At 62.3% G+C, this 17,804-nt stretch carries 23 protein-coding genes; 13 read left to right on the top strand and 10 right to left on the bottom strand.

Annotation, left to right across the window (positions count from 1 at the left end; translation table 11 throughout):
• The first annotated feature begins 34 nt into the window (after nt 1-34).
• On the top strand, nt 35-682 hold the full coding sequence (locus tag NUX07_RS00255; protein WP_265528014.1) for a peptidylprolyl isomerase: 648 nt from the start codon (nt 35-37) through the stop codon (nt 680-682).
• Here NUX07_RS00255 and NUX07_RS00250 read toward each other — a convergent pair.
• From NUX07_RS00250 to NUX07_RS00240, 3 genes are all read right to left on the bottom strand, one after another.
• Complete coding sequence (locus tag NUX07_RS00250) at nt 679-1,242, bottom strand: hypothetical protein (RefSeq protein WP_265528013.1); 564 nt, start codon at nt 1,240-1,242, stop codon at nt 679-681. The two genes, NUX07_RS00255 and NUX07_RS00250, sit on opposite strands and share 4 nt — an antisense overlap.
• 49 nt (nt 1,243-1,291) lie before the next feature.
• The gene (locus NUX07_RS00245; protein ID WP_265528012.1) at nt 1,292-2,365 is read right to left on the bottom strand and encodes a winged helix-turn-helix domain-containing protein; all 1,074 of its coding nucleotides are present in this window, start codon (nt 2,363-2,365) and stop codon (nt 1,292-1,294) included.
• Nucleotides 2,366-2,508: 143 nt separating this feature from the next.
• Nucleotides 2,509-2,667, bottom strand: coding sequence for a YqaE/Pmp3 family membrane protein (locus NUX07_RS00240; protein ID WP_265528011.1), 159 nt, complete (start codon nt 2,665-2,667; stop codon nt 2,509-2,511).
• A 149-nt stretch (nt 2,668-2,816) separates the two neighbouring features.
• On the opposite strand from NUX07_RS00240, the gene phoU reads away from it, so the two are divergent.
• A complete protein-coding gene (phoU, locus tag NUX07_RS00235; RefSeq protein WP_265528010.1) occupies nt 2,817-3,494 on the top strand; it encodes a phosphate signaling complex protein PhoU in 678 nt (225 codons plus the stop codon).
• 24 nt (nt 3,495-3,518) lie between these two features.
• Here phoU and NUX07_RS00230 read toward each other — a convergent pair whose 3' ends face one another.
• On the bottom strand, nt 3,519-4,922 hold the full coding sequence (locus NUX07_RS00230; RefSeq protein WP_265528009.1) for an OprO/OprP family phosphate-selective porin: 1,404 nt from the start codon (nt 4,920-4,922) through the stop codon (nt 3,519-3,521).
• 190 nt (nt 4,923-5,112) lie between these two features.
• On the opposite strand from NUX07_RS00230, the gene NUX07_RS00225 reads away from it, so the two are divergent.
• The gene (locus NUX07_RS00225) at nt 5,113-5,607 is read left to right on the top strand and encodes a DUF4396 domain-containing protein (RefSeq protein WP_322597167.1); all 495 of its coding nucleotides are present in this window, start codon (nt 5,113-5,115) and stop codon (nt 5,605-5,607) included.
• Between the two features lie 75 nt (nt 5,608-5,682).
• On the opposite strand, the gene ctaD is transcribed toward NUX07_RS00225, so the two are convergent.
• Together ctaD and coxB are read right to left on the bottom strand one after the other, a co-directional pair.
• A complete protein-coding gene (gene ctaD / locus NUX07_RS00220) occupies nt 5,683-7,362 on the bottom strand; it encodes a cytochrome c oxidase subunit I (protein WP_265528007.1) in 1,680 nt (559 codons plus the stop codon).
• A gap of 14 nt (nt 7,363-7,376) precedes the next feature.
• On the bottom strand, nt 7,377-8,432 hold the full coding sequence (coxB, locus tag NUX07_RS00215) for a cytochrome c oxidase subunit II (RefSeq protein ID WP_265528006.1): 1,056 nt from the start codon (nt 8,430-8,432) through the stop codon (nt 7,377-7,379).
• A gap of 163 nt (nt 8,433-8,595) precedes the next feature.
• Between coxB and pyrE the strand changes: the two genes are divergently transcribed.
• Genes pyrE through NUX07_RS00185 form a run of 6 tightly spaced genes read left to right on the top strand, consistent with a single transcriptional unit; the run spans nt 8,596 to nt 12,597 of the window.
• A complete protein-coding gene (pyrE, locus tag NUX07_RS00210; protein ID WP_407696152.1) occupies nt 8,596-9,180 on the top strand; it encodes an orotate phosphoribosyltransferase in 585 nt (194 codons plus the stop codon).
• Entirely contained in the window at nt 9,180-9,914 is a 735-nt protein-coding gene (locus NUX07_RS00205; protein ID WP_265528004.1) for a pyridoxine 5'-phosphate synthase, read from the top strand. The genes pyrE and NUX07_RS00205 overlap by 1 nt, the downstream gene beginning before the upstream one ends.
• Nucleotides 9,911-10,168: a hypothetical protein gene (locus tag NUX07_RS00200; RefSeq protein WP_265528003.1), complete on the top strand. Its 258-nt coding sequence runs from the start codon at nt 9,911-9,913 to the stop codon at nt 10,166-10,168. Before NUX07_RS00205 ends, NUX07_RS00200 begins: the two co-directional genes overlap by 4 nt.
• Nucleotides 10,165-10,569 carry a holo-ACP synthase gene (acpS, locus tag NUX07_RS00195; protein ID WP_265528002.1) on the top strand — a complete coding sequence of 135 codons (405 nt, stop codon included), beginning with the start codon at nt 10,165-10,167 and terminating at the stop codon, nt 10,567-10,569. The genes NUX07_RS00200 and acpS overlap by 4 nt, the downstream gene beginning before the upstream one ends.
• 4 nt (nt 10,570-10,573) lie before the next feature.
• Nucleotides 10,574-11,509, top strand: coding sequence for a signal peptidase I (lepB, locus tag NUX07_RS00190; protein ID WP_265528001.1), 936 nt, complete (start codon nt 10,574-10,576; stop codon nt 11,507-11,509).
• On the top strand, nt 11,506-12,597 hold the full coding sequence (locus NUX07_RS00185; protein WP_265528000.1) for an AI-2E family transporter: 1,092 nt from the start codon (nt 11,506-11,508) through the stop codon (nt 12,595-12,597). Before lepB ends, NUX07_RS00185 begins: the two co-directional genes overlap by 4 nt.
• A 3-nt stretch (nt 12,598-12,600) precedes the next feature.
• Here the strand turns inward: NUX07_RS00185 and NUX07_RS00180 are convergent, their stop codons facing one another.
• On the bottom strand, nt 12,601-13,143 hold the full coding sequence (locus NUX07_RS00180) for an FKBP-type peptidyl-prolyl cis-trans isomerase (protein ID WP_265527999.1): 543 nt from the start codon (nt 13,141-13,143) through the stop codon (nt 12,601-12,603).
• Between the two features lie 35 nt (nt 13,144-13,178).
• The gene (rpsU, locus tag NUX07_RS00175; protein WP_265527998.1) at nt 13,179-13,385 is read right to left on the bottom strand and encodes a 30S ribosomal protein S21; all 207 of its coding nucleotides are present in this window, start codon (nt 13,383-13,385) and stop codon (nt 13,179-13,181) included.
• A gap of 252 nt (nt 13,386-13,637) precedes the next feature.
• On the opposite strand from rpsU, the gene NUX07_RS00170 reads away from it, so the two are divergent.
• Complete coding sequence (locus NUX07_RS00170; protein ID WP_265527997.1) at nt 13,638-14,315, top strand: murein L,D-transpeptidase catalytic domain-containing protein; 678 nt, start codon at nt 13,638-13,640, stop codon at nt 14,313-14,315.
• On the opposite strand, the gene NUX07_RS00165 is transcribed toward NUX07_RS00170, so the two are convergent.
• Nucleotides 14,312-15,631, bottom strand: coding sequence for a L,D-transpeptidase family protein (locus NUX07_RS00165; RefSeq protein WP_265527996.1), 1,320 nt, complete (start codon nt 15,629-15,631; stop codon nt 14,312-14,314). The genes NUX07_RS00170 and NUX07_RS00165 overlap by 4 nt on opposite strands.
• Before the next feature lie 175 nt (nt 15,632-15,806).
• Here NUX07_RS00165 and NUX07_RS00160 point away from each other — a divergent pair, with 175 nt between their 5' ends.
• A complete protein-coding gene (locus NUX07_RS00160; protein ID WP_265527995.1) occupies nt 15,807-16,103 on the top strand; it encodes a PilZ domain-containing protein in 297 nt (98 codons plus the stop codon).
• A 30-nt stretch (nt 16,104-16,133) separates the two neighbouring features.
• Nucleotides 16,134-16,442 carry a PilZ domain-containing protein gene (locus NUX07_RS00155; protein ID WP_265527994.1) on the top strand — a complete coding sequence of 103 codons (309 nt, stop codon included), beginning with the start codon at nt 16,134-16,136 and terminating at the stop codon, nt 16,440-16,442.
• Here the strand turns inward: NUX07_RS00155 and NUX07_RS00150 are convergent.
• The gene (locus NUX07_RS00150; protein WP_265527993.1) at nt 16,439-17,071 is read right to left on the bottom strand and encodes an arylesterase; all 633 of its coding nucleotides are present in this window, start codon (nt 17,069-17,071) and stop codon (nt 16,439-16,441) included. The genes NUX07_RS00155 and NUX07_RS00150 overlap by 4 nt on opposite strands.
• Before the next feature lie 57 nt (nt 17,072-17,128).
• On the opposite strand from NUX07_RS00150, the gene NUX07_RS00145 reads away from it, so the two are divergent.
• Nucleotides 17,129-17,794 carry an ABC transporter ATP-binding protein gene (locus tag NUX07_RS00145; RefSeq protein WP_265527992.1) on the top strand — a complete coding sequence of 222 codons (666 nt, stop codon included), beginning with the start codon at nt 17,129-17,131 and terminating at the stop codon, nt 17,792-17,794.
• Nucleotides 17,795-17,804: the final 10 nt, after the last annotated feature.

Here is a 17,804-nt window from a genome sequence, read left to right as displayed (position 1 = left end):
TTCGGGCGGGGGCGCTCTCGATTATTCTCAGGTCATGAGTATCACCGTAACCAGCCTCGCTTTGCTCCTCGCCGCCGTGCAGGACGCCCCCGTCGATCCCGCCCATGATGCCGCGCCCGCACCGGTTGTCGAAGAAGTCGCCGAAGACGCTGACGAAGCGCCTGCCGAAGATCTCGTCACCGTGGCCATCGATACCACGATGGGCCGGATCGTGCTCGAGCTGGATCGCGGCCGCGCACCGATCACGACCGCCAATTTCCTGGCCTATGTCGATGACGGCTACATTGAGTTTGCGGAATTCTATCGTGCCATGCCCTTTGGCGACACCGGCCTCGCCCAGTTCGGCGTACGGCGTCTCGACAAGACGCATGATCCCATCGCGCATGAGCCGACCAACGAGACAGGGCTCAAGCATGAGCGCGGCACGATTGCGCTCATCAATGCCGGTCCCGGCACCGGTCGATCCGACTTCTACATCGCGATGGCGCCGATCCCCGGCTTCGATTGCTGTGACAATGGTCCAGGTTTTGCGCCGTTCGGCCGAGTGGTCGAAGGCATGGACGTGGTGGAGGCGATCTATGCCGCGCCGATCGATCCCGACAAAGGCGAGGGCGTGATGAAGGGCCAGATGCTCGCCGACCCGGTCAAGATCACCGGTGCCGAGCGGGTGGACGGCGACTAACGATCGCGTTGCCGCGCTGCCTTCGAAAAGAGCAGCGCGCTGACACCATAGAGCGTGACGAACAGCGCGTTAGCGCCCACCACTTCGACGATCGAATCGATCGGCTGGAGATGCTTGCCGAGCAGGAGGGCGGCGATCGCCATGCCAACCGGGAAAAGCGCGGCCAGCGCCATCACCTTGGCCATTCCGCTCGCCGACAAGCGGGCGACCAGCGCGCCGAGACCGATGATCGGGATGAGCAGGAAATATAGCGCGTTGAACGGGTCGTTTTCCGATCCGACGATACCGACCGCGAGGTTCGACCAGATCATGAAAAGCGTGGCAAAAACAGCGAGCGCAGCGCCAAGGCGGTAGGCGGCATTGTCACTGACCCGGACTAATCCTTCGATCGCCAGTCCGGATCCGACGAGAAGAACGGTCGCGACGATGAAATCTCCGGGCCCCCAATCCACGCCTTCGACTTGCAGACCCATTGCAGCGGCAGGCAGAACCAGCAGCAGCCCAACGGTCGTCCAACCTGCGACACGCAGTTTGCGAAGGGTCGATTGCGAATCAGTCATGATCGTATTCCTCTTTCCGTTGATGCCGCACGACATGCGCGGCCACCGCTCAAAAGGAATGAGCGGAAGGTGAGGAAGTCGTGAAATTCTCTTGAGCAGAGCGTGCGGCCAGAACGATGCCGGACACGATCCCTGCGCCGAACAGCAGACCTTCGCAGCCAGCCACGGCGGCCTGTGCGAGTGGATCAAGACCGTCCGATCCTGAAAAACGGCCAAAAAAGCCAAGTTCGAGCGTAGACCCGTGGAAGCTTCTGGCGAGCGCTGCGAGGCTCGCCGCCATGAGCTTGCCCCCCAACAGTGAAAGAGCGATGCCGGCCAGCGCTCCGCCAAGCGCGCCGCCGAGGACCGGTCGGGGCCAACGCCCCTCGATGCCGCCCGCGTAGCGCGCGCCCAACGCGATTGCCGCTCCCAGCGCGGCACCCTCTAGCCCGCCGGTGAAGTCGGTGTGCGCGCGCCCGACGAAGATTGAGAAGCTGCTGCTCGCAATGCTGTGAAACAATTCGCCGATGATGAAGCCGCCTAGAGCGGCACCGCCGATCGAAAATAGCCAGTCGCGCCGCGCTATCCTGGCGGCTGCGGCCATGCCGAGGCACAAAGCGAGGCTTCCGACAAATGCGATGACCGCAGTCAATAATGTCATGACCAGCAAGATGATGAGCGCCGCATCGTTTCCCATGCCGGCAACCAGCCCATAGACGAGACCGCCTAACGCACCCGCCGCGGTACCCCCCAGTGTTCCGCCGAGCACAAGCCGTGACAGCGATGGCCGAGCCGGCTTCGCGGGATCGGAGCGATCGTTCTCCTGGGCGGAGACATCGGCAATGAAGCGATAGCCCCGTTTGGGCACGGTTTCGATGTAGGTTGGAGAGGTAGCACTGTCGCCGAGCGCGCGGCGCAGATCCTTGATGGCCTGGCTCAGTGCCTCGTCGCCAACGGTAACGCCGCTCCAGGCTTCTTCGAAGAAGCGGTCGCGACTTATTAGGTCGCCCGCGTTGGCTACCAGCAGATGAAGGACGTCGATATATCGTGGGCTGAGATCTACCGACGTTCCACCGCGTTGCAGGCGGCATTGCGCCTTGTCGAAAGTAAAGTCGCCAAATCGGTAGATCGGGTCACGCGCCATGCCGACGACGGTAGCATGAAGGCGCCGCGATTGAAGCGGCGTGTGTTCTAAAAAAATCGCCGCGCCGGCAATAAACCGTGCGGCGATATTGTTTCAATGGCGAGCCAAGCGCCGGACGCTGAAACGGCCTTCCAACTACGTAACTACATAAAATTTACATATAGTGCGTGCAGAACGCCGGGAATGAAAAACAGCAGCGTCAGCACGAGGTTGACGAGGAAGGTCCCACCAATGCCCTTACCGAGCGCGACGCCCAGCGGCGGCAGCAAAATCGATGCGATTGCTAGAATAAGATTACCCATTTTTGTCTCCTTTGGGCAATCAACGGGTCGATGCGCGCGCGAGTTCCGGGCCTTTCGGCGGCGTAACTTTCTGAAATCGACGGTTTTTTAAGCGCTGCAAGATATTGAGTCTGGAAATCGCAACACTTTTGTCATAGAACGGTCACATTATGGCTAGCGTACCAAACCACACCAATCCCGCGTTCGATAACGATATCGACAAGCTTCACGCGCTCACCGACAAGATCGGCAAGCGGGCGCAAAAGGCGATCGATCAAGCAATCAAGGCGCTCCAGACCGGCGATGCGAAGCTGGCCAAGAAAGTCGTCGAGCAGGACGCGCAGATCGACAAGCTCGAACAGAAGATCGACCAGCTCGCGATCCGTACGCTGGCGCTGCGCGCGCCCATGGCGGACGATCTTCGCGACGTCGTTGCCGTACTCAAGATTGCGGCGGTGGTCGAACGTATCGGCGACTATGCCAAGAATGTCGCCAAGCGTATCCCGCAGCTCGAAAAGCGCGAGCCCGAGACGATCGATCCGCTGATCAAGATGGGCAGCCTGGCCGCCGATCTGGTGGCGATGGCGCTCACCGCTTTCAAGAAAGGCGATAGCGAGCTGGCCAGGGAAATCGCCGTCCGCGACGACGATATCGACGATCTCTATTCGAAGATCTTCACCGACTCGCTGGGGGCCATGGCCGCCGATGCCAGCGGGATTGCCGAGCGCGCGCACGCGCTCTTCATCGCCAAGCATCTCGAGCGGATTGGCGATCATGCCACCAATATCGCCGAATTCGTGCATTATGCCGCGACCGGCGAAGCGATGCCCGAACGGACCGACGCCTAGGCGCCGGTCCGCGCCAGACACTCTTTAGAATTCGACCTGCGCGCGGGCGCCGACCACGTCGACCGAATAATCGGCGTCGAGGCCATTCAAGATCGCGGCATCGCTGATGTCGAGGCGCTGATACTGCGCCATTAGCCGGATATAATCCATCGGCGTCCAGATGAGGCTGAGACCGTAGGCATTCTGCGTGCCGCCGACGATGCCGCTATCGGTCAGGTCGAGATGATCGAAGCGCAGGTTCGCCTGGAGCGCGCCCATGCCGCCTTCCCCGACGGGGTTCGCGGGGCGGATGCGATCGAACTTGCCGCCCTTATAGCCGCGACTGTCACCGCCCGTCAGGAAGTAGCCGATCTCGGCATAGCCGCCGAAGAAGGTCGGATCGTCCATGCCGGGGCGGCTGGCGGTCTGCCAGTGCGTCTCACCGGCAAAATGCAGCGGGCCGGCAATGGCCGCCGCTTCCAGCCCGTAGCTCAGCGTATCGGAGGCGGCGAAGCTCCCGGTGTTGACGAAGCGGGTGTCGGTCGTGGCGATGTTGGGGCGCTGGCGATAGCGCACCGACATGTCGTTCTCGTCGAGATCGACCCAGTGGACCGAGCCGCCGAAGTGCAGCTGCGTATCGCCCATCTTGGGAGCGAAGACGATGCGACTGTCGAGGCCCCAATTGTCGGCCTCGTCGCTGGTGAGATTATCGATGCTCGACGAAAACAGCCCGCCCCACACCGTCACGTCACCGACCGAATAATCGGCCGAGGCGCCGACGCGGCGGCTGAAGCCGAAGGCATCGGTAAAGCCCGCGCGCTCGATGAAGCTGATATGGTTGCTCGAGGTCATCTCCTCGAGACCCCAGAAGGCATTGTGCTGGCCAACGGTGAGGCCAAGCGGGCCGTCGCCGTAGGTGATGATCGCATCGGTGATGGCGACGTCGTTGTCCGCGAAATCGACTTCGAACTTGTAGCCGAACCCGCCCGGCATATCGCCCGAGACGCCAAGGCGCGCACGGCGCAGCGTGGTGTTGGTGCCAAGCCCGTCATCGGCGGCCATGATGGCGTCGGGCGCCTGCACGTTGGCAACGTCATACTGGAGACGGCCACGCGGCTTGAAGGTGAAGCCGCCGGCTTCGATTTCGGGGGTCGGCTTCATCGCAATGGCGGGGGTGGTTTCAGCCTGGGCTGCGACCGCAGCCTGGGCTTCGGCAGCGGCGGCGGAAGCGGCCGTAGCATCGGCTTGTGCCGCAGCAGCTTGCTGTGTGCTCGAAGCCTCCGCAGCTTCAAGCTTGGCACGTAGGTCGGTCACTTCGGCTTCGAGCGCATCGAGGCGTTCGATGAGCTTTGCGGCGTCTTCGGGGCTCAACTCCTGCGCATTCGCGGGAGTTGCAAGGCTGATCGCCGCTGCACCGAGCAGCAGCCATGCGGTTTTGGCTGTCGTCATTATCTCTCTTCGTTCGAGTGAGAAGGCTTCCGAATGTTGCGCGTGCTCTAGCGGAACACGGTGACAGTTTTTTTTCACGCCGATGAGGAGCGCATGACGGGATAAATGAGGCCAATCAGACCTCAAATCGCCTTTAACGAATTGGTTTGCAAAATACCCCCGGGGGGTATATACGACTCAGATCAACAGGATGGACGGTGCCATGCAACATTCGGTCCATGACCAGGGGTTCCACGCTGCCCATTCCCATCACGGGTCCGGTGGTCCGGTAAAACTTTCCGCCTTCGCGACTTTGCACTGTCTATTGGGCTGTGTGATCGGCGAAGTCATCGGCTTGGCCATCGGTGTCACGTTCGGGTTGGGCATCTGGCAAACCATCATCCTCGCGACGACGCTGGCTTACATCAGTGGCATGACCCTGGGCCTCGTACCCGTCATGCGAAGCCGGAAGATCGGGATGCTCGCTGCGTTGAAGATCATCTGGCTCGGCGAAGTCATCTCGATCGGGGTCATGGAAATCGTCATGAACTGGGTCGACTATTCGATGGGTGGCATGACGGCCCCCAGCATCTTCAGCTGGATGTTCTGGCGCGCATTCTTCGTGGCAGTCCCCGCGGGCTTCATCGCGGCCTGGCCAGTCAATTACTGGCTGCTGAGCCGCAACGTGAAGAGCGGTCACGGCTGATCGTTCGGCCGCGCACCAAGAAAAAGGCCCCGGCGTTCACACCGGGGCCTTTTCTATTTAAATTCGATATTCTGCCTAGTCGATCTTGGGCAGCGTTTCGAACTGGTGATAGGGCGGCGGGCTCGACAGGGTCCACTCGAGCGTGGTCGCGCCTTCGCCCCATTCGTTGTCCGGCGCCTTCTTGCCCGCTGCGAGTGACCAGAAGACGTTGACGAAGAACACCACCATGCTGGCGGCCATGATCAGGTAGCCGAAGCTCGAAATCTCGTTCCAGTAGGCGAATGCCTCAGGATAATCGGGATAACGACGCGGCATGCCGTCGAGGCCGAGGAAGTGCTGCGGGAAGAAGATGATGTTCACGCCGATGAACATCAGGAAGAAGTGGATCTTCCCGAGAAGCTCGTTGTAGCGCTTACCGCTCATCTTGCCGAACCAGTAATAGAAGCCGGCAAATAGCCCGAAGACCGCGCCGAGGCTGAGCACGTAGTGGAAGTGCGCGACGACGTAGTAGGTGTCGTGCATGTAGTTATCGACACCGCCGTTCGCGAGCACGACGCCGGTGACGCCGCCCACGGTGAACAGGAAGATGAAGCCGATCGCCCAGAGCATCGGCGTCTGGAAGCTGATCGAGCCGCCCCACATCGTGGCGATCCACGAAAAGATCTTCACGCCGGTGGGAACCGCAATGATCATCGTCGCCGCGGTGAAGTACATCTTCATGTCGACGCTCATGCCGACGGTGAACATGTGGTGCGCCCAAACGACGAAGCCGACCACGCCAATCGCGACCATGGCGTAGGCCATGCCGAGATAGCCAAAGACGGGCTTGCGGCTGAAGGTGGCGATGATCTGGCTGATGATGCCGAAGGCGGGCAGGATCATGATGTAGACTTCGGGGTGGCCAAAGAACCAGAACAGGTGCTGGTAGAGCACCGGATCGCCGCCCACGGCAGCATCGAAGAAGCCGGTGCCGAAGTTGCGGTCGGTCAGCAGCATCGTGATGGCGCCGGCCAGCACGGGAAGCGCCAGCAGCAGCAGGAAGGCGGTGACCAGCACCGACCATACGAACAGCGGCATCTTGTGCAGGGTCATCCCCGGCGCGCGCATGTTGAAGATCGTGGTGATGAAGTTGATCGCACCCAGGATCGAGGCCGCACCGGCAAGGTGCAGCGAGAAGATCGCGAAGTCGACCGCGGGGCCGACATGCCCGGCGGTGGCGAGCGGCGGATAGACCGTCCAGCCCGTCCCGGCACCCGTACCCGGGCCACCCGGCACGAAGGCCGAGGCGAGGAGCATGATGAACGCGGCGACGGTCAGCCAGAAGCTGATATTGTTCATCCGCGGGAACGCCATGTCGGGCGCGCCGATCATCAGCGGCACGAACCAGTTGCCGAAACCGCCGATCAGCGCGGGCATGACCATAAAGAAGACCATGATGAGGCCGTGCGCCGTGATCAGCACGTTCCAGTGGTGGAGCGCTTCATCGAAGCTGGCTTCTACGCCGGCACCGATCGGCCAGGCACCCGTCAGATACTGGATGCCGGGTTCGGCCAGTTCGAGGCGCATGAAGCCCGAAATCGCACCGCCGATAACCCCCGCGAAAATCGCGAAGATCAGATAGAGCGTGCCGATATCCTTGTGATTGGTCGACATGAACCAGCGGGCGAAAAAGCCCGGCTTGTGATCCGCATCGTGATGCGTGTCATGCGCTTCGGCGCTTTCGAGCGGGAGCGTATCTGCGGTGGTCGTATTCATCTTTTCTCTTCCGCTTAGGCCGTTGCGTCGGCGGTTTCGGCGGCTTCGTCGGCCGCGTCATTGTCGTTGGCTGGTCCGGCGGTCTCCGCTGCGGGATCGCCGCCGCGAACAGTGCCTTCCATGATACCGCCGCGCAGGCGGATCCACTCTTCGTAGCGCTCCTGGCTCACCACTTCGATGGCGATCGGCATGTAGGCGTGGCGCGAACCGCAAAGTTCGGAGCACTGCCCGAAATAGACGCCTTCTTCCTCGACCTTCACCCAGGTCTCGTTGAGGCGACCGGGGACCGCGTCCATCTTGGTCCAGAAGGCCGGGATGGCGAAGCTGTGGAGCACGTCCGAGGCGGTGACGATGAACTTCACCGTCTTGCCGACGGGAATGACGACGCGTTCGTCGACCGCGAGCAACGCGGGGCCATCGGCATCGGTGCGATAGCGTGCGCCTTCGGGGAGCGTCGGGTCGTCCTGCTCCTTGAGCATGTTCGAAATGATTTCGACGCCATTATCAGGATATTCGTAGCTCCAGTACCACTGGTGGCCGGTGACCTTGATCGTCACATCGGCGGGCGGCGGGCTGTACTGGGCGCGGATCAGGCCGATCGACGGCACGGCGATGATCACCAGCGCGATGACCGGAAGGATGGTCCACGCCACTTCAAGCGCAACGTTATGCGTGGTGCGCGACGGTTCCGGGTTGGCACCGCGACGATAGCGGAACATCGCCCAGATCAGCAGCACCAGCACGAACACGCTGATGAGCGTGATCAGCGGCATCAGCCAGATGTCGTGGAAGTCCGCCGCGCGCTGGCCGATTTCGGTATACTGATCCTGGAGACCCATGCGACCATCGGGCAGGCCCTTGCTGCCTTCGGGAACGGCATAATCGAAGGGGCGGACGACTTCCTGCGCGGTTGCAGCGTCGGCCGCGCCTTCGCCGTTCGCATCGACATCGACCGTGCTGTCGATGGCTGCGGCGTCATCGGTGGCCACGGGTGCCGGTGCTGCGGCGGGGGCGACGCCGGCAAGGCCGATAGCGGCGAGGCAGGCAATCAACCAGTGTTTGATGGTCATGATAGCTCCAGATGGTCTAGGCACGCGGTGACTCGTGCCCTGCGAATTGGGCGCCTTATAGGCAGGAGGGTGCAAAGGCTCAAGCCGTGATCCAAAGCCCATATTGCGCTTGGTTGCGGGGCCAGCCACATCGCTCTAATGCAGGCGCGTCATTGCCATGGAGATGCGGGTGCAGGAATCACAGATTTTGGCGGAATTCCAGGACGCAGGGGCGCTGCTCGAAGGCCATTTCATCCTGTCGTCCGGGCGCAGGAGCCCGCGCTATCTGCAGTGCGCCCGAGTCCTGATGAACCCCAAGCGCGCCAGTCGGCTGGCCGAGGCGCTTGCCGCCAAGCTGCCGGACGATGTGCGCGGCGCCATCGATGTCGTCGTGTCGCCGGCGATGGGCGGGGTCATCATCGGCCACGAAATGGGCCGCGCATTGGGCAAGGACGCGATGTTCCTCGAACGTCCCGACGGCGTGTTCCATTTCCGCCGCGGTTTCGCGTTGGAAGCCGGAGCAAAGGTGCTGATGGTCGAGGACGTCGTCACCACCGGGCTGTCGAGCCGCGAGGCCATCGCCGCCGTCGGCGAAGCGGGCGGCGAAGTCATCGCGGAAGCATCGTTGGTCGACCGGTCGGGCGGCTCGGTCGATCTGGGCGTGCCCTTCTACCCGCTGATTGCTTTGGACGTACCCAGCTATGCATCCGACAACCTTCCGCCTGAACTCGAAGCGATCCCTGCAGTGAAACCCGGGAGCCGCGCCTAGTGCTGCGCCTCGGCGTCAATATCGATCATGTCGCGACAGTGCGGAATGCACGCGGCGGCGATCACCCCGATCCCGTGCGCGCGGCCGAGATCGTCGCCAGTGTTGGCGGCGACGGCATCACCGCGCACCTGCGCGAGGATCGCCGCCATATCCGCGACGAGGACCTGCGCCGCATCCAGGACGCCACCGACCTGCCATTGAACCTTGAAATGGCGGCGACCGAGGAAATGCTCGAGATCGCGCTTCGTCATCAGCCGCACGCCGCCTGCATTGTGCCCGAAAAGCGCGAGGAGCGGACTACCGAGGGCGGGCTCGATGCGGCGGGCCAGCACAACCATCTCGCGCCCTTCGTGTCGCGATTGAATGATGCGGGCATCCGCGTCAGCCTGTTCATCGAAGCCAGCGAACGCCAGCTCGATGCCGCGCTCCGTCTCGGTGCCCCGGTGGTCGAGTTCCACACGGGTGAATATGCGCACGCCTTCCTCGACGGTGACAGCGACAAGCTGGCGGCCGAGCTGAAGCGCATTACCGATATGGCAGCGTTGGCGGCCAAGAACGGGATCGAACCCCATGCCGGGCACGGTCTTACTTACGAGAACGTGCAGCCCATCGCCGCCATCCCGCAGATCGCCGAACTTAATATCGGCCACTATCTCGTCGGCGAAGCGATCTTCGTCGGACTCGAGGAAAGCGTGCGCAAAATGCGGATGCTGATGGATGAGGCGCGCGGATGACCTTCGCACGCATTCTCTCGACTATCGGAATCTTGGCAGGGATGGCTTGGATCGGCCTCTTTTTCATGGCGACATCAATTGGTGCCAAGGCAACTACCACGGAAGAATATTTGGCGATCATGTGGCCCGGTTTGGTTGCAATTGCCGCGGGTTTCATCGCGCAGTGGCTCGCGTCTTCACAGCCGGGAATCGCGATCGTGTTCGGGTGGGTGTCTGCCCTCGTTGCACCGATTGGCCTCAAGGTGGTCCTGTGATCGTCGGTCTCGGCTCGGACCTCTGTAATATCGAGCGGATCCAGAAGTCGCTCGATCGCTTTGGCGACCGCTTTCTCCAGCGCAGCTTCACCGCGGTCGAACGCGCCAAGGCCAAGCGTCGCCCGTTCACTGCCGCCGGTACGCTAGCCAAGCGCTTTGCCGCCAAGGAAGCCTTCTCCAAGGCCGTGCGCACGGGCTTCAAACGCGGCGTCTACATGAAAGACATCGGCGTGGTAAACGCACCATCGGGCGCACCGACGCTTCATCTCACCGGCGGCGCGAAGGAACGGCTTGACGCGATGACGCCTGAGGGCCACGCGATGCACGTTCATCTCACCCTAACCGACGACCACCCATGGGCGCAGGCCTTCGTCATCCTCGAGGCCCGCCCGCTGGACTAAAGAAATGGCATCCAAGAAATCTTTCGACATTGGCGGCTTTGGCCGCGCCGTATGGGCCGAGATCAAGGGCCTGACCATCGTACTGCTGGTGGTGCTGCTGGTGCACAGCTTCGTGGCCAAGCCCTTCTACATTCCCTCTGAATCGATGATGCCCGCGATGCTTACTGGCGACCGGCTGGTGGTGAGCAAATATCCCTATGGCTACAGCTTCGTCTCGCCGACGATCCCTGACCCGATCGGCATCGCCAAGGCCATCGTGCCGGGCGGCGATCCTGGCCGTTGGACGGTCACGCTGCCGCCGATGGAAGGCCGCCTATTCGGCAGCATGCCGCAGCGCGGTGATATTGTCATCGTTACCCCGCCGGGGAAGAATGAAGACTATATCAAGCGCGTTATCGGCCTGCCCGGCGAAACGATCGAGCTGGTCGACGGCACGGTCATGATCGACGGCACCCCTGTCGCGCGCGAAGTCGTCGACAATGCGCGCATTCCCGTCGACCCCAATTCGCCCTGCGGTCGTAGCCGCGGCGGCGCGCCCGTTGATCTCGCGCTCGTCCAGCAGATCGAGGCGGGTGACGACGGACGACTTTATTGCTCGCTGCCCATCGTGCGCGAGACGCTGCCCAACGGCGTCTCCTATGACACGGTCGATCTTGGCCGGTTCGAAGGCGACGACTATGGGCCGCTCACCATCCCTGACGATCATGTCTTCCTGATGGGCGACAATCGCGATCGCTCCAGCGACAGCCGCGTCTCGCTCGAGGAGCGCGGCCTTGGCGGCGCGGTGCCGGTCGAGAATATCGGCGGCCGCGCCGAATTCATCACCTTCTCGCTCGACGGTACGACCGCCTGGAATCCCGCGACCTGGCTGTCATCGTTCCGCGAAGGACGTGGCTGGACTAGCCTTCGTGGCTCGACCGGCGCTACTGGAGATGAATGACCTATAACCCCGAAGACCAGGGTCCCGGCCCCACCGACATTCGTGATCCGATAGTCGTGCGGGAGGCCAAGAAGGCCGCGGTCTGGATCGGGATGGCATTGCTTGCAGCGGGTGTCGTCGTGCTTGCCGCACCCCTGCTGGTCATCGTGGGCGCCATGGTTCTGGCGGTTATTCTCGATGGCGGCGCGCGTTTGCTGGGCCGCGTCCTACCCATCCCGCGCGGCTTTCGCCTACTGATCGTCATCCTTGCCGGGCTGGCCTTCGTTGGCTGGACCGCATGGTATTCGGGCGTGATGCTGGCGGGTCAATTCGTCATCCTGCAAGACGTGGTCATCGCGCAGCTCGACCGATTGGCGGCGTGGGCGACGGCCCACGATGCAGTGCCCGACTTCAGCATGGAGGATATCAGCGGACGGCTGTTCGATAGCGTGGGGCGGGTGACGAGCGTATTGAGCAGCGCGCTGGGCGCCATCGCAGGCGGCTTGCTTATCCTTGTCATCGGTATTTTCATCGCCGCCGAACCCCGCCTCTATGATCGCGGAGTGGCGTGGATGCTGCCGACCACCCATCGCCACACGTTCTACGAAGTCAGCGACAAGGTGGCCTATACGCTTCGTCGCCTGTTGTTCGGCCGCATCGTCGGCATGCTGGTCGAAGGCATCTTCACCTACATCATGCTGACGCTGGTCGCCTCCATGATCGGCATCGGCGCTCTTCCCCTGGCGGCGGTATTGGCGCTGCTCACCGGGCTGCTTGCCTTCATTCCCAATGTGGGCGCGGTGGTCTCGGGCATCCTGATGGTCGCGGTCGGCTTTTCGGTGTCCACCGAAGCGGGTCTCTATTGCATCTTCGTCTATTTCTTCGTGCAGAATTTCGACGGCTATGTGGTGATCCCGTACATCGCGCGAAAGACGGTCGACCTGGCACCGGCGCTGGTGCTGGCGGCGCAATTGATCTTTGGCACCTTGTTCGGTTTCCTCGGCCTGCTGCTGGCAGATCCGATCATCGCCGCAATCAAGGCGACGCTCGAAGAAATCAGCAAGGTCAAAGAAGAAGGGGCGCCCGAAGCGCCCCCTGCATCCGAATAAAGTTTATTCGCCCGGCGGGGGCGGCAGCTCGGCGCCTTCGGGAAGACCCTGCTGTTCCTGTTGCATCTGCTGCATCTGCTGGAGCTGACGCATCACGTCGCGCTCGATGCGTTCGACCGTGACGGTGAAGTAGAGATCCTCGTTGGGTTCGAATGGCGAGCCCGCAGGCGGTTCTTCGCCATATGCCTGTTCGCCCGGGATGGCGATTTCGTAGGTACCACCTTCGCGCATCTGCAGCAGCGCGTCGCGGAAACCCGGAATGACGCGCGTCGGCATCATCGGTACCGCGCTGCCATCCGATGTATCGAACACCGCGCCATCCTTGGTGCGACCTTCGTAGATGACCATCGCGCCGTCTTCGAGGCGGATCGGCTCGCCCGTGCCCTCGGTCACGACCTCGACGCCAAGCTCTTCGAGCTTTTCGAGCGGCTTGGTGCCGGCATAGGCCAGCGCGACTCCGGCGCCGACCAGCAGGAATATCGCCAGCCACAGCTTAATGAGCGAACCCTTCTTGATCGGGCGAAGCGGTACCTGGGTGGCCGACATCAGCGCATCCTGATTTGAGAAAGTAAGAGGGGGCCCTAGCGGCCGCCTTCGCGCTCCATGCGCTTGCGCTCGAGCTTGCGCGCCCGGCGGATCGCGGCGGCACGTTCGCGCGCGCGCTTTTCCGACGGCTTTTCGTAGTGGCGGCGAAGCTTCATCTCACGATAGACGCCTTCACGCTGCAGCTTTTTCTTCAAGGCGCGCAGCGCCTGGTCGACATTATTATCGCGAACGATGATCTGCATAAGCTTGGTTCAACTCCAATTCGATTTGAGGCACGACAAGCGGCCCTTATAGCAAAAATAGCAAAGCCGGGCGAATCTCCGTCACCCGGCGTATCGGCGGCCCTCTAGCAGCGGGCGCAACCCAATACAAGAGCCGTCGCTATAGTCCGGGCGCGATGAACCGAGGCGTGGCAGCGGCAACCCGCAATAATATCCATCCCGCGTTAACCTCTTGAATGGTAAAGAGTTATTGAACCGTGGGAGGGGTAAAGAGTGACAATCGGACGACGTGAGTTTTTGATAAAGGGTGCTGCCGCTGCCGTCGGTGCGGCCTTTGCCGGACCGAGTCTGGCCAATCCCAACAACTTCACCTTCCGTGTCCCGCCCGCTCAACCGGTGCCCGCCCAAGTGCGGCAGACGCTGAATGCCGCGCCTGCCGGCGTCGACCCGGCGCTATTCGGGCGCGCCAAGGCCGCGCTGGATCAGCACGCCAATTCGATCAGGCACCGCGACTGGATCGGCATCGTCGACTTCAACCGGCATTCGGGGGAAGAGCGCTGCCAGCTGGTCCACCTGCCGTCGGGCACGGTGGAAAGCTTCCGCACCACGCATGGCCGCGGGTCCGATCGCAATCACAACGGCTATCTCGACAATTTCTCGAACCGCCCCGGCAGCCTTGCCACGTCCAACGGTGCCTACGTCATCGCCAACCAGTATCACGGCAAGTACGGGCTGTCGCAGCGCATGCACGGCCTCGACTGGTCGAACAGCAACGCGCACGCGCGCGCCATCGTCATGCACCACGCCTGGTATGCCGAACCCGAAGTGGTCGCGCAGCAGGGCAAGATGGGCCGCTCGGAGGGCTGCTTTGCCTTCTCCAAGCGCGATCACTGGCATGTGATGAACCGCCTTTCCGACGGTCACCTTCTCTACGCCGACAAGCGCGCCTAACTTGCCTCGGCGACCTGCGCGTCTTCTGCCGATGACGGCTGCCACTCGTTGAGCGCCTCGGCGACCGGCTTGTCGCGGCCGTAAATGTCCTCATAGTCGATCACGCTGCCATCGCCGCGCGCGGCGAGCGTGAAGTAGGCGATGAAGACCGGCAGGCTGTTGGCAAACTTGGCGCCGGTATTCTTGCCCGAATTGACGATCTCGAGCGTCTTTTCCTCGCTCCAGTCATTACCATCCATCTTGAGCAGCATGTTGGCCAGGCCGAGGATATTCTCGGTCCGGATGCAGCCATGGCTGCGGGCGCGTTCCTCTGCATTGAACAGGCCGCGCGCATTGGTGTCGTGTAGGTAGATGAGGTGCGGGTTGTACATCACAAACTTGATGCGTCCCAACGAGTTGTTGGGTCCAGGCGGTTGGCGATAGCGGACGATGTTGCCGTCATCGTCGCGGATCGCTTCGTAGCCAGCCTTGCCGCGAACCTCGGGTTCGATCGACTTGGGCACGTTCCAATAAGGGTTGAAGATCACGCCCGTGGCTTCGGCCATCAGCTGCGGCGTCGGCGTCCTGACAGCACCGGCGACCGCGCGATGGCGCGAGATCGTCTCGCCGTTTTCGACCAGCGCGGCGGTGTAGGCCGGCACATTGACGATGATGTAGCGATCACCCAGATCGCGCGGCAGCCAGCGCCAGCGATCAAGGTTCAGGCGGATCTTGGCGATCCCCTCGGCGTCTGCCGGGTCGGCGACTGCCAGCGCATTTTTTAGCGCCGCATATTGCGGATGCTCGGGCAGAAGCTTGTCGAGCGATTCTTTCAGCTTGCCTTCGTACAGCGCCCATTCGAGCAGCGCGCGCTGGCGCTCTTCGGACAGGTCGGCATCCTTGATGTGCCAGTCGACGCGCGCTTCGTGATCGACCTGGCCAAGCGCGAGGTGCGCGGAAAGCTTGTTGAAACTGTCGGTGGCGGTGGTCGCCAGCGCGCTCATGTCGCCAGCTACGATGGCGGCGCGTAGGCCTTCGGGATTGTAATCGGCGGGAACGAGACCCTCCGCCGCGACGGCTTCGATATAGTCGAGCAGGACCTCGGCATTGGCGACCGTCCAGAACGGGGCGGCATCGATCGGCTGGTCGAAGGCCTCGTCCAGCTTGTCGGCCATTTCGGGATCGGGCTCTTCGGCGACGAGAATGCGCTTGGCGCCGGGCGCCTCTTGCGGCGCGATGCCGGCTTCCGGTGCGTCGCCGACGACAGGTGCTTCTTGTGGCTGCGCGAATGCCGCGCTCGCCAAGAGCGAGCCTGCCAGAAATAGTGCCTTCTTCACCAAATTATCCCTCCTTCGAACCGGCAGATCCGGTTCCCAAGACCGTCCCCCTTTAGCGTCATGATCCAATATAGACGCTGAACAGCCCGAGGAAAGCGCCCTTAAGGCTGCGCAAACCATTCTTTAAGCAACTGTGATCTAAAGGAAACGTGGGGTTGCCCTTGAGGAGAGTATTGTGGGTGAGAATTCTAGCCTGACCGCCGGCATCGTGCCGCGCGCGGTAAAGCGCATGATCGACGAACGCGGCGAAGAGCGTTTCAATGCGCAGTCGCAGACCGCGGTGCTTGGCTTTCGTGGTGACGCCCACGTCGTCCGCCTCGTCAACCTGTCCGATTCAGGAGCCATGGTGATTTTTGCGGAAACACCCCATATAGGAGAGACCGTGACGCTCCAGCTCCTCGATCGCGGGGAGGTCAAAGCGGTCGTTCGCTGGGTACGTGAAGGCCGCATCGGAATCAATTTCGTCGCCTGACTGGACAGGACGGCGAAGGAGTGAACCAAAGTGGCAATCAAGGCGCGTATCGCCGAACAGACGGGCGAGGAACGTCGCGAAAGCGAGCGGCAGGATGTCGCACTCGACGCACAAGTGCGCGAGATGGGCGCCGAGGGGTGCGAAGCGCGGATCGTCAACATTTCCGAAAATGGTTTCATGGCCGAAGTAACCGGCATCGAGTTCGAAGTCGGCAGCCGTATCTGGCTGCTATTGCCCGATCGCGAGCGGGCGTCGGCGCTGGTGCGTTGGACGGCGGGCGACAAGCTTGGCGCCCAGTTCGCCGAACCGATCGACACGGCCCAGATTACGGGACGCTAATCAGCCTCTAACGCTTCGATAACGGTGGGCAGGCTGCCGCCGACCATCAGCTTGATACCTTTGAAAGTGGGATGGATACCATCGCGCTGGATCGTGCCATCGACCCCTTCGAGTCCCTCGAGGAAGAAGGGGTAGAGCGGCACGTCGTATTGCGTCGCCAGATCGGTGTAGATGGCCTCGAAAGCTTCGACATAAGCGGGGTCGTAGTTGCGCGGCGCGCGCATGCCGAGCAGGACGACGTCGATCCCGCGCGATTGCACTTCACCGATCATCCATTGGAGGTTTTCGCGCGTCACAGCCGGGTCGATGGCCCGCAGCACGTCGTTGCCGCCAAGTTCGAGCAGCAAGAGGTCGGGCGTCTGCTCGAGCCCGTCGAGAACAAATGCGAGCCGTTGGCGACCGCCGCTGGTGGTGTCGCCCGATACGCCGGCATCCACGACCGTCGCGGCAATGCCTTCGCGGCGCAGCGCATCTTCAAGCTGCGGTGCGTAGCCGAGCCCTTCGGGCAGGTTGTACCCGGCGGTCAAACTGTCTCCAAAAGCGACGATCACGGGCCGTTCGTCGGATGCCAAGGCGGGGCTGGTCGAAACGAGGGCGATAAGCAGGTAAATGCGGGTCATGAAGCTCATGGAACCAATGGTGAGGGCCAATCGCTCCCGCCTCAAGCATAATCTCAAGAGAATTTCATGGCATTGATCGATCTGACGGATATCCGCCTGACACTGGGTCAGGGGGCTGCGCGCACCGAGATATTGAAGGGCGTGGATCTCAAGGTCATGCCGGGCGAAACCGTTGCCATCCTTGGGCCTTCGGGTTCGGGCAAGTCGTCGCTGATGGCGGTCGCCTCGGGGCTCGAGCGTGCAACGGGCGGCAAGGCGCTGCTGCTCGATGAGGATATTGGCGGCATGAGCGAAGATGCGCTGGCCCGCCTGCGCGGGCGCGGCATCGGCATCATCCTCCAGAACTTCCAATTGTTGCCCACGATGACGGCGCACGAAAATGTCGCCGTCCCGCTGGAGCTTGCCGGAATTGCCGATGCGCGCACCAAGGCAGCGCTCGAACTGCAACGCGTCGGGCTTGGCGACCGGCTGGGCCATTATCCTGCGCAATTGTCAGGCGGCGAACAGCAACGCGTCGCGATCGCGCGCGCCACCGCGCCGCAGCCGCATCTGCTGCTGGCCGACGAACCCACCGGGAACCTCGATGCCGCGACCGGTGCAGGTATCATCGACCTGCTGTTCGAACGTGCGCAAGCAGCGGGCGCCGGCCTCATCGTCATCACCCACGACCCGGCACTGGCCAAGCGCGCAAGCCGCACCCTCCATATGCGCGACGGGCTTCTCGCAGCGTGACGTCCTGCAC

This window comes from Sphingomicrobium marinum, from assembly GCF_026157105.1.
GTDB lineage: Bacteria > Pseudomonadota > Alphaproteobacteria > Sphingomonadales > Sphingomonadaceae > Sphingomicrobium > Sphingomicrobium marinum.
Note: the sequence above shows the minus strand (reverse complement) of the source record. Positions and strands in the feature narration are given on the sequence as shown.